At 52.4% G+C, this 11,312-nt stretch carries 11 protein-coding genes and 1 pseudogene; 3 read left to right on the top strand and 9 right to left on the bottom strand.

Translation table 11 applies throughout. From position 1 onward, the window contains the following. Positions 1-1,345 precede the first annotated feature (1,345 nt). The 3 genes from trxB (at position 1,346) to MLPF_RS15330 (ending at position 4,073) form a co-directional block, all read left to right on the top strand. Complete coding sequence (gene trxB / locus MLPF_RS15320) at positions 1,346-2,356, top strand: thioredoxin-disulfide reductase (RefSeq protein WP_045844021.1); 1,011 nt, start codon at positions 1,346-1,348, stop codon at positions 2,354-2,356. A 13-nt stretch (positions 2,357-2,369) separates the two neighbouring features. Next, a complete protein-coding gene (trxA, locus tag MLPF_RS15325; RefSeq protein WP_045844022.1) occupies positions 2,370-2,723 on the top strand; it encodes a thioredoxin in 354 nt (117 codons plus the stop codon). Positions 2,724-2,852: 129 nt separating this feature from the next. Beyond that, on the top strand, positions 2,853-4,073 hold the full coding sequence (locus MLPF_RS15330; RefSeq protein ID WP_045844023.1) for an N-acetylmuramoyl-L-alanine amidase: 1,221 nt from the start codon (positions 2,853-2,855) through the stop codon (positions 4,071-4,073). Here the strand turns inward: MLPF_RS15330 and MLPF_RS15335 are convergent. The 9 genes and pseudogenes from MLPF_RS15335 to rpmH all read right to left on the bottom strand — a co-directional run bounded on the left by MLPF_RS15335 (position 4,070) and on the right by rpmH (position 10,767). Then, complete coding sequence (locus MLPF_RS15335) at positions 4,070-4,849, bottom strand: hypothetical protein (RefSeq protein WP_045844024.1); 780 nt, start codon at positions 4,847-4,849, stop codon at positions 4,070-4,072. The two genes, MLPF_RS15330 and MLPF_RS15335, sit on opposite strands and share 4 nt — an antisense overlap. A 361-nt stretch (positions 4,850-5,210) precedes the next feature. Beyond that, complete coding sequence (locus MLPF_RS15340) at positions 5,211-6,194, bottom strand: ParB/RepB/Spo0J family partition protein (RefSeq protein WP_045844025.1); 984 nt, start codon at positions 6,192-6,194, stop codon at positions 5,211-5,213. Then, positions 6,191-7,096, bottom strand: a complete 906-nt coding sequence (locus MLPF_RS15345) for a ParA family protein (protein ID WP_082082457.1) — start codon at positions 7,094-7,096, stop codon at positions 6,191-6,193. The genes MLPF_RS15340 and MLPF_RS15345 overlap by 4 nt, the downstream gene beginning before the upstream one ends. A gap of 149 nt (positions 7,097-7,245) precedes the next feature. Beyond that, a complete protein-coding gene (gene rsmG / locus MLPF_RS15350; protein ID WP_082082458.1) occupies positions 7,246-7,911 on the bottom strand; it encodes a 16S rRNA (guanine(527)-N(7))-methyltransferase RsmG in 666 nt (221 codons plus the stop codon). Between the two features lie 162 nt (positions 7,912-8,073). After that, positions 8,074-8,544, bottom strand: a pseudogene (locus MLPF_RS15355) (Jag family protein); the annotation flags it as partial. A gap of 194 nt (positions 8,545-8,738) precedes the next feature. Continuing rightward, complete coding sequence (gene yidC, locus MLPF_RS15360; protein ID WP_045844027.1) at positions 8,739-9,887, bottom strand: membrane protein insertase YidC; 1,149 nt, start codon at positions 9,885-9,887, stop codon at positions 8,739-8,741. Beyond that, the gene (yidD, locus tag MLPF_RS15365; protein ID WP_420329669.1) at positions 9,868-10,242 is read right to left on the bottom strand and encodes a membrane protein insertion efficiency factor YidD; all 375 of its coding nucleotides are present in this window, start codon (positions 10,240-10,242) and stop codon (positions 9,868-9,870) included. Before yidD ends, yidC begins: the two co-directional genes overlap by 20 nt. After that, the gene (gene rnpA, locus MLPF_RS15370; RefSeq protein ID WP_082082460.1) at positions 10,239-10,601 is read right to left on the bottom strand and encodes a ribonuclease P protein component; all 363 of its coding nucleotides are present in this window, start codon (positions 10,599-10,601) and stop codon (positions 10,239-10,241) included. The genes yidD and rnpA overlap by 4 nt, the downstream gene beginning before the upstream one ends. A 22-nt stretch (positions 10,602-10,623) precedes the next feature. Next, a complete protein-coding gene (gene rpmH, locus MLPF_RS15375; RefSeq protein ID WP_082082461.1) occupies positions 10,624-10,767 on the bottom strand; it encodes a 50S ribosomal protein L34 in 144 nt (47 codons plus the stop codon). Between the last annotated feature and the right edge of the window lie 545 nt (positions 10,768-11,312).

The following is an 11,312-nucleotide window of genomic DNA, read 5'->3' on the forward strand; positions in this document are numbered from 1 at the left end:
CCGAAGTCGCGCTTAGGGACGTAATGCTTCAGCAAATTGCTCGTTGTTTTGGCGGTAAGACTCTACAGCTCACAGTTAGCTACACCGCATTGTGATTAACGCCTAACCGAGACCAGCTGCATCAGTCCTTAACCCACCCAACCAGCCCAATAAAGAATGTCGATCCGGTGGCTGATCAGACCACGCAGGTGGAGACAAGATTATGCTGCAAGCAGGTTACGGCTTCCCATCGAGCAACGCACCACGTTAGTCGCCGTTGACACGCAGAGTTACTCGATCGTGGGCACTGCTCAGATGCCGGGTAGTTGCTTAAAACACTGTAAAGAGCTGTTGCGTCCACCTAGTCAAGCTTTGAGGGGTATCCCGAACCAGTGCCCGCATCAAAACTGACTGAGCCGCTAGTTGCGGTTAGCCTAAAGCTAAGTCAACCTCGATCAAGGTTCGCTGCTTGACGGCCGGAGAATGCGTACGGCCATAGAAAATGTATTTATGACAGACACCGAGGCGGATAAGTAAATCCGACAAAATGTAATACCGGTGCGACGAGTCGCTGGCTATATAGTACACTGTGGATGGTGGAGCTCCTTACTTGAGCTGCAGGCCCAGCGGCTTGATGATGATGCCGCCGCTCGTATCTGTTGCTTGGTCCAGGCAGACTAAGAGGACATCGGGCAGCTTAGCACGCTAAACCGAGTGTGCAGCAATCTCGCCTCGGTGAGAGTCCATTTTTTGCATCGGCATCGAAACCATCTTCGGCTTTGACCGCCGAAATCTCCGCGGCGCCGAAATCAGCCAATGCACGCAGGCCACGCATCGGCGGTGCCGCTCACTCGGCACGACCGCAGGTCAGCATCACAAAACGATCGTGGCCGCCACCATTTTAGGCATCATGCACGATGGTCGCCACGATTAGCATCGACACGCCCGGGGCGAGTCGGCCACCACACAGCACATCATGGTGTCGACGCTCTCCGCGGTGATATTACTATCGAAAGCGTAGATCCTCGACCTGCTCCAGCACACTGCAGAGCAGGGCTTGCTCGGCGACGCCCTTCAACAACCTCAGCTATACGACGTCCACATTGGTGCTGAGCGTTTCTAACTGATTGACATCAATACCCAATCAGCCGTCTTGCTGGTGCTTCCCAACGACACACCCGACAAACCCACCGCTTTTCGATGACACCATATGACAACGAGATCGATACCAGACTGCTGGCTACCATCGGAATTCCGCGGACCATAGCAGGTGTGTGAGTTGTTGGGAAGCACGCGAGAACAGCAAAGCCTACGCTGGCGTTCGTAACCATTTACCAGATCCGCTTGATGTACCTGAAAGGCTCACATGACCACCACCCCCTCTGCGCGTGAAGCCATACACGAAGTAATCGTTATTGGTTCCGGTCCAGCCGGCTACACCGCTGCTTTGTACACTGCTCGTGCGCAGCTAGCACCGCTGGTATTCGAAGGCACTTCATTCGGTGGCGCGCTGATGACCACCACCGAGGTGGAAAACTACCCAGGTTTTCGCAACGGCATTACTGGGCCGGAGTTGATGGGCGAGATGCGTGAACAGGCAATGCGGTTTGGCGCGGAACTGCGGACCGAAGACGTCGAGTCGTTATCATTGCGTGGCCCGATCAAATTGGTCGTCACCGTTGAAGGAAAAATCTATCAGGCCCGAGCTGTCATCCTCGCTATGGGTACCACTGTGCGTTATCTACAGATCCCCGGTGAGCAAGAGTTGCTAGGACGTGGCGTGAGTGCATGCGCGACTTGCGATGGGTTCTTTTTCCGCGACCAAGACATTGCCGTCATTGGCGGGGGGGACTCAGCGCTGGAGGAAGCCCTCTTTTTAACCCGGTTTGCCCGCAGCGTCACGCTCGTGCACCGCCGCGACGAATTCCGAGCTTCCAAGATCATGCTCGCTCGCGCCCGTAACCACGACAAAATCAAATTCATCACCAACCACATCGTGGTCGCAGTAGACGGGCACACAACAGTGACCGGATTGCGGTTGCGTGACACCACAACGGGAGAGGAAACTACGCTAGTGGTGACCGGGGTTTTTGTTGCAATTGGTCATGAGCCACGTTCCAGCCTGGTGCGCGATATCGTCGACATAGACTCGGACGGCTACGTCCTGGTGAAAGGACGTACGACAAGTACATCACTGGACGGCGTTTTTGCGGCCGGCGACCTGGTAGACCGTACCTACCGGCAGGCGATAACGGCCGCAGGTAGTGGCTGCGCCGCCGCCATCGACGCCGAACGTTGGTTGGCGGAGCATTCCGAGTCAGAAACCGATGACACAGCAGAGACAACTGGAGACGTGGACAGTACCGAACACAACTGATTGGAGCACTGTGATGACCGACACCGAAAACGCCAGGTTCACAATAGAAGTTTCCGATGCTTCCTTCTCCGCAGACGTTTTATCCAGTAATAAGCCTGTGTTAGTTGATTTCTGGGCAACATGGTGTGGACCCTGCAAGATGGTAGCGCCGGTACTCGAAGAGATCGCGGCCGAGCAACGAAACCAACTCACCGTCGCCAAGTTGGATGTAGACGCCAACCCGGAAACGGCACGCGAGTTCCAGGTCGTGTCGATACCCACAATGATCCTGTTCCAGAACGGCCAACCAGTGAAACGCATCGTCGGCGCTAAGGGCAAAACAGCATTACTAAATGACCTCTCCGACGTGGTACCCAACCTCAATTAAACTATGTAGTTATCGCAAAACAGCCGTTATTAGCCTGGGGTTTTCCTGAAATCGACAAAGATCTGCGACAATACCGATTGAACTGCTGTGCATCTGTTAACGTGTCAGTTTGTCTTGGGGGCCCTTGGTATGCCGAGTCAGCGCCGCGAAGACGGCGACACGCTGCGCTGTGGTGACCGTAACGCCGCTGTTACCGAGGTTCGAGCTGCGCTGACTGCGCTGGGTCTCTTGCACGGTCCCGCGGACGACCTGACGACCAGCAAGCATGTAGCGCTCGATCTGTTCGATCCGCAACTCGACCACGCGGTGCGCGCTTTTCAACAGCATCGCGGGCTGCTTGTAGACGGCGTTGTCGACGAAGCCACTCACCGAGCGTTGAAAGAGGCTTCCTACCGACTCGGCACTCGCACACTGTATCATCGATTCGGCGCCCCGTTCTATGGGGACGACGTTGCCACATTACAGGCCCGGCTGCAAGATCTTGGTTTCTATACCGGCATGGTTGACGGACATTTCGGGTTGCAGACCCACAACGCGTTAATATCCTATCAGCGTGAATACGGACTTGCTGCTGACGGAATTTGCGGACCAGAAACGTTGCGCTCCTTGTGTTTTTTGAGTTCACGGGTCACTGGTGGTTCACCACATGCCATTCGTGAAGAAGAGCTTGTTCGTCGATCCGGGCCCAAACTGTCAGGCAAGCGAATCATTATTGATCCGGGTCGTGGCGGTGCGGATTGCGGTCTGATCACTCAAGGACCGACCGGACCCATCAGTGAAGCAGATATGCTGTGGGACTTGGCAAGTCGACTTGAGGAACGGATGGCTGCCATTGGTATAGAAACTTTCCTCTCTCGGACGACCAATGGTAGCCCGTCGGACTCCGAACGCGCTGCCATTGCCAATAACGTTGGCGCAGAATTGATGATCAGTTTGCGTTGCGAAACGCAGGCTAGCCCTGCCGCTAACGGTGTGGCCTCTTTCCACTTCGGCAACTCACACGGATCCGTTTCCACCATAGGCCGCAACCTCGCCGATTTCATTCAGCGAGAAGTAGTGGCCCGCACAGGTTTACGGGATTGTCGGACGCATGGTCGGACATGGGATCTATTGCGATTGACGCGAATGCCGACCGTTCAGGTCGACATCGGCTACATCACCAATCCACGAGATCGCGGGATGTTGGTCGGAGCGCAGAACCGTGATGCCATCGCTGAAGGTATCCTCGCCGCGGTCAAGCGGCTTTATCTACTCGGCAAAAACGATCGGCCCACTGGCACATTCACCTTTGCCGAGCTTCTTGCCCACGAACTATCGGTGGAAGGGGCAAGAAGACTCGGTGGCTCCTAACGTCTAAGCTCGACTATTGTGGCGTTCATGATGTTGCTAAATGCAGCCCCGGCTCCGACTGGCTGTTGCAGCTGAGCGTCCTTCAGCAAACGCTCCAATGCAGCTTCAACTTCGGCTTTCCATCCAAAGCCCTTGTCTAGCTCAAGGCGTAGCCGAGGGAAATATTGGTGTGGTGCAACAACGACGAAACCGACGGCCTTCAAAAAGTCCGCGTCGATGATGCAGTGGTCGACCGAACAATCACCGAGAGCTTCCAACACCGGCCGAACATCGGGGGTTACTGTCCGGGGATCCTGCAACTTGGTGGCCACTTCAGTGCGGCCAAAAGCCTCTAACGCCCGAACTCCACGCCGAACCAACTCGTCAATTACCTGGCTGATGAGACTCTGTGGCAGACCGGCTGCGATCTGCCCTGGCTCGACACCCATCGAAGTCAGCAAGATGGCGTCAGGGGATACGGGCGCAGTGGGAAATCGCCGTGCTCGTGGCACTACCAGCGGTGGGGCATATATTATATACCCTAAGCATGGAGGCTCTAAATAGTTGAGAGAGCTAGATTGGTGACATTCGTTTGGAATCGCCGTTGCAACCTGACCGCACGAGCCCCATTCCAACATCACCATCGACAACCAGGCTTCTTTTTCAAATTCAAGATCAACAAGATGATCTTGGTTACCCAGGGTCTCGGGGTCAACTTCCCAGAAGACACAACGGCGTACATGCTTAGGGAGCTGCTCGAAGGCTTCAAGACGTAGCGGCGTAATTTGGGCAGACACTAGTTTCCTGGCCTCCGTGCGCTACTACCGCTACTAGCCCCGTTCGTCCACAGGCGAACCCAACGAACCCGCGTCGCCATAAAGCACCAATAACCCGGCTTTCCCTGGCTGATATGCACGAGTAACCTCTACAGAGTTAAGAGAGCTTATCAACATCTGACCAGCGTTGACATCGCCAGTCAAGTTGATCCGCCAGAACAACTTTCGAACTACTCTAACTAGTAGTCGATTCTCGAAATATTTACCGCACACCAGTTTCCGTTAGATTACGGTACTAAAGTAAGTTGTGCACATCCAGAAACCACTGCAGTGTCACAGTGACTTAACTGCGAAATATCCCTCTCTTCGTTTACGTTTTGTACTACGTAGTCATCACGCCGACGATGCGCTGTAAATCATCAACTGAACTAAACTCCACCACAATCTTCCCTTTACGTTTGCCAAGGCTGACTGTAACCCGGGTGTTAAAGGCATTCGACAGTCGTTCAGCAACGTCTTGAAGGCCAGGCATGTAAATAGATTTACGCCGCTGCGGCACCGACGCAATCACTTCCCTATTGGCCTCATGATTAGCCAGCGTGACCGCTTCCTCAGTGGCTCGCACCGATAGACCTTCAGCGATAATCCGGCTGGCTAATTCCTCCTGAGCCTCAGGACCAGCCTCTAAGGACAGTAATGCACGAGCATGGCCAGCGGACAACAGGCCTGCCGCCACTCGACGTTGGACCGGAATCGGAAGCTTGAGCAATCGGATCATGTTAGTGATCAGTGGCCGCGAGCGGCCGATTCGGGACGCCAGTTCGTCATGAGTTACCTCGAACTCGTCAAGCAGTTGCTGATAGGCCGCTGCCTCTTCTAACGGATTTAACTGTACTCGATGAATGTTCTCCAACAGCGCATCGCGCAACAAGTTGTCATCACTTGTCGCGCGCACGATAGCTGGAATAAAACTCAGGCCTGCCCGTTGAGCCGCCCGCCAACGCCGCTCCCCCATCACGATTTGATACCGCGCATTGCTTCGTGATTCACCCACTGGCCGTACCACGATTGGCTGTAGCAAGCCAAACTCACGAATAGAATGCACCAATTCAGACATCGCTTCGTCGTCGAATACCTGTCGTGGCTGGCAGGGATTCGCCTCAATATCGGCTAGTGCAATCTCCCGATACACTGCCCCCATCACATTGTCTTTGTCCGCAGGACCTCCAATTAATACGTCAGCGGCCGCATCTCCCATTTGCGGACCACACGTCGCGGGTCCAGAGTCAACATCCACAGGACCGGTGGGAATTAATGAAGCCAAGCCCCGTCCGAGGCCACCTTTTTTACATAACGACTGCGTCATGCTCGTCCCTTCATGGATGATGGTTGATCACGTTCAGCGAGCTCTCGGCTTGCATCGAGGTAGCTCATTGCCCCACGCGAACCAGGATCATAATCGATGATAGTCATACTGTAACCAGGAGCCTCCGAGACTTTGACACTACGTGGAATCACTGTTTGCAACACCTTCGTCCCAAAATATCGGCGAACCTCTTCAGCCACCTGATCAGCGAGCTTTGTTCGACCGTCATACATCGTAAGGATTACAGTGGTCACCTCAAGCTGAGGATTGAGGTGGGCTTTAACCATCTCAATATTACACATCAATTGCGATACACCCTCGAGCGCATAATATTCACATTGGATCGGAATCATCACCTCTGATGCTGCGACAAGAGCATTTATCGTCAATAACCCTAACGACGGCGGGCAGTCGATAAAGACATAATCAAAGTCTAAACTGTCAAGTTCAGTTAAAGCGGTACGCAATCGGTTTTCCCGCGCCACCATGCCAACTAATTCAACCTCGGCACCTGCTAAATCTATCGCGGCCGGAAGACAAAATAAACGTTCATTGTACGGGCTACACCGCAAAACGGTCTGCAAAGAGACTTCACCAATAAGTACATCATACGACGACATGCCTGATTGCCGGTTGTTGATACCGAGTGCTGTACTGGCATTCCCTTGGGGATCAAGATCAATAACAAGCGCCTTAAGTCCTTGAAGTGCCAATGCTGCCGCAAGATTGACAGCAGTGGTAGTTTTTCCCACACCTCCCTTTTGGTTTGCAATAGTGAACAACCGTCGATGGTACGGACGACATAATGGGTCATGTGTGGTGTGAAGAACCCGCATAGCCCGTTCTGCGGCAGCTCCGATCGGAGTGTCAAGTTCATCTGTGGTTTCACGGGAAACATTCATTTTAATAACACACTCTGCGTCGTAGTAGGCTCCTTATTTAAACATTATCTCTGACGATATTTTTCAACATTTCACCCGATAACAAGGCCGACTAGGCAGTAAAATTAGCCAACTATAAAGCTGAGGTGTTAATCCGGCTTTGAAAAAACTCATTGTATTTTCCCATCCCTCATACGTGCTGGCTTGTACCGCATCTGCTGTCCATATCGAATCAAGACTACCGTTACGGGCGGACATAAATAATTCGCCCCACACATCACTAGCATGACATCGACGACACCCAATGCGGCCATCACACGCCGGTGTTGACGGATTTCATCAGAGGCACGTTCCCCTTTAATCGCAAGTACTCGACCATGCGGTCGTAACAACGGCATACTCCACTTTGTTAACTTATCTAAAGAGGCTACCGCTCGTGATACAACCACATCTCTTTCACCGATCCGATCATGCACCCACAATTCCTCGGCTCGGCCACGAACCACTTCAATATCGAGTCCAAGTTCAGCTACTACTTCTCGAAGAAAGAGGGCTCGACGTAACAGTGGTTCAAGCAACACAATTTGAAGATCTGGCCGGGCAATAGCCAATGGCAACCCCGGTAACCCTGCCCCGCTTCCAATATCCACCACCCGATCACCAGGATCAAACAGTTCGGCAACCGCCGCACTGTTTAACAGATGCCGACCCCAAAGCCGACTGGCCTCACTAGGACCGAGCAGTCCACGTTCAACTCCGGTATTTGCGAGTATATCAGCATACCGTTGAGCAATATCAAGACGTGATCCAAAAACTGTAAATGCGGCCTCAAACATAGCCTCAAATCCAACGCTACCTTTAGATGGTTTAAATAACGTTATAAGGCGCAACCTTTTCGCAAAAACCGATATGTTCCACGTGAAACATCGTCTAAACTTTCACATCTTCCAACTAGTGGCCACCAACTAAACCGAATTTCATTATGCTTACAACCGCCACTAATCATGCAAAACAATGACCCGCCGTGCTGTCCCTACACCTTCACTTTCACTGTGCACTCCAGGCACTTCCGCAACGGCGTCATGCACGATCTTTCTCTCAAAAGGTGTCATCGGAATGAGTTCTTCACACTCGCCAGTTGCGAGCACCCTCCACGCCACTGTGCCACCCAACGCTACTAGCTCTTCGCGACGTCGACGCCGCCATCCTGCAATGTCAAGTATTAATCGGCTCCGTACACCAGTCCTTTGATGTACAGCTAACCGGGTAAGCTCCTGCAAAGCATCGAGTACTTCACCTGTACGCCCAACTAATTTATTCAAATCATCACTACCATCGATACTGATTACTGCCCGAGTCCCCTCAACATCTAGATCAATATCTCCGTCAAAGTCCAACAAGTCCAACAGTTCTTCCAAATAATCACCGGCGATTTCGCCCTCAGCAACCAATCGCTCCTCAAGGTCGTCTAACTTAATTAGTGTTGACATCTACCGCCGCCTTATCGTCTGAAAGATCCTCCACCAACGTTTGCGTGTCTAACTGTGTATTAACACCACACTCGGTGATCTCGGTATCTGTCATGACCTCTCTCTCAATCCATGGATTCATGTTCTTTCGGGTCACTCAACTGACTCGATCCGGTAAAACTTTTGGCACCTTGTCAGCGCTTACGTTTCTTTATCCGTGACACGAGACGTGGGGTGTAAGAGGTAGGATTATTATCCTGGCTAGCACAATCCAACTCATCTATTGGAATGTTAGCTGTTTTCACTCCAGTCCCCCAGTCAATGTCAGTAGAGTCCACCTTCTGGGACACAAACTTTGTGCCATCGTCAGATACCACAGTGCTCTTCGAAGAAACATTCACGCTTGCCGGTACCGTCTTGGTGGCACACTTCGGTTTGGAACCGGGAGCAGGCGCGTTAGCCGTTCGACGTTCAATAGCTTTCTGCCTCTTAGCCTCGTCTTCTTTATCGATCATAGCAAACACGTAATGCTGTTGGCCGAACGTCCAAATATTGTTAGAAAACCAGTACAAAATAATCGCCAACGGAAGAAACGGGCCACCAACAATCACACCAAACGGAAACACATATAACGCAAGTTTGTTCATCAACGCAGTCTGCGGATTCGCTGCTGCTTCCGCACTCTGCCGATTTACCGAAGCCCGACTGTTGAAATAGGTAGCGATACCGGCCAGAATCATCATCGGACCGCCAACTAAAATTACGGCTGGACGGCTAAAATCAATAAACGCATCTAATCCGGAACGTTGCGTCATGTACGCACCAATTGGAGCACCCCACAGGTTAGCATCCAGGAAGTGCCCCACGTCAACTGAGGTGAACACATAATTCCCTGTCATCCGATTCTCAGTCACTGACATATGCGGCTGACCGAAACCTCCGGTCGTACGATTGAATGACCGTAAAGCATGGTAAAGCCCCAAAAACACCGGTATCTGCGCAAACATCGGCAAGCATCCTAGGATAGGATTGAACCCGTGCTCACGTTGCAGTTTCTGTATCTCGAGCGCCATACGCTGACGATCTTTACCATACTTTCTTTGCAACGCTTTAATTCGTGGTTGTAACTCCTGCATCTGGCGAGTAGTACGGATCTGGCGCACGAACGGCTTGTAAAGCAACGCTCGCAAGGTAAAAACCAAGAACATCACCGATAACGCCCATGCAAAAAAGTTTGATGGACCCAGCACAGCAGCAAATAGCTTGTACCAAACCCACATAATCCACGACACCGGGTAGTAAACGATGTCAAGACTGACAAAGTCAAACGGCAACAGACTCATCCTCCCCTAGCTTCGATGGGCAGCTCCAGGAGACGCCAGTGTCATCCAAACCGACCCAGTAATTCAACAGTTCCGATCGACGCTCCGGTATTGGATCCCATCCTCCTCGATGCCACGGCCCACACTTAACTAATCTGGCTATTACTAACCAACTACCCTTGATTAAGCCGTATTCGGTCAAAGCATCGATAGCGTATTGACTACAAGTTGGAACAAAACGACATACCGCCGGTTGCAACGGCGATATTATGTGCCGGTAAAGCTGGATCAGGAAAATCAGTCCACGCACCGCAGCCCTGCTTGCGCCGCAGATCTTAACCGCGGATTCTGTGAGTACCGATACCGACCGAGTCACCAGTCCGTCTCTGCTAGTTCAAGAGCACGTCGCAGACCGTTTCGTAGCTGCTGAGCTAACCATGCTGATGAGGCTTTCCGACTACTCGGCAACGCACGAATCACCACCTGATCGGCTTCGCCTAATTCCCCTAACATAGACCGAACAACATGCCGTAATCGACGCGCCACTCGATGACGCTCAACAGCAGAGCCCACCTTTTTAGGGATAATCAACCCAACATGAGGAACTTTCGCCTCATCCCTATTACACCCTCGCCAAACGTGAATGATAACATCAGACTGCACTGTGCGCAGTCCATACTTTACCGTTGTATCAAAGTCGGATGACCGCCTCATGCGGTTACATGCGGGAAGCACCGCTAAAAACCCGTCGTTCAGATCAAGCAGTCAATACGCGGCGGCCCTTACGGCGCCGATCGGACACAATCGACCGGCCAGCACGCGTGCGCATCCGAAGCCGGAAGCCATGCACGCGGGCTCGACGCCGGTTGTTCGGCTGGAAAGTCCGCTTGCCTTTGGCCACAGCATTCTCCCTCGGTGTGTTCGGCATCGTTTTTGGCAACGCCATCCTACCGCCCGCACTTCATAAACACGTCGATCGCGTTGGTCTTAACGCGGTCCCCCGAGAACATAATCCCAGTTCACAGCCGGATCGCCAACTTTTGGACGACTATTTGCTAGCGTACTGATCGGCCATCGCCGGGTCCAACCTGGCCCCGCCCCATCGGACCTGTTCAGACATTTGACAAAGTATATCGTTATCGAAAAGGTCGGTAGGCACAATCCCAACTGCAACCCCAACAACCCCTTCAAGAACAAGATTTGAATACAACACTACTGTTGGCAACCGGACAGAAAACTGTTAACTTCGGACAATAGCCATTTTCAGACTTGGAACGGCGGCCAACAACGAAGTAGGGATGACTGATCAACAGGTAATCTAGGTAACCTGAGCGGGCTACCTCCGGCATGGAAACCATGAACCGGGGCTATAAACTGCAGCCCACTTATCATCATACTTTCCACACCTGTACATAAGTCATGTGGACAGTTACTTCGTCGCAAACC

It is taken from the genome of Mycobacterium lepromatosis, from assembly GCF_000975265.2.
Taxonomy (GTDB): domain Bacteria; phylum Actinomycetota; class Actinomycetes; order Mycobacteriales; family Mycobacteriaceae; genus Mycobacterium; species Mycobacterium lepromatosis.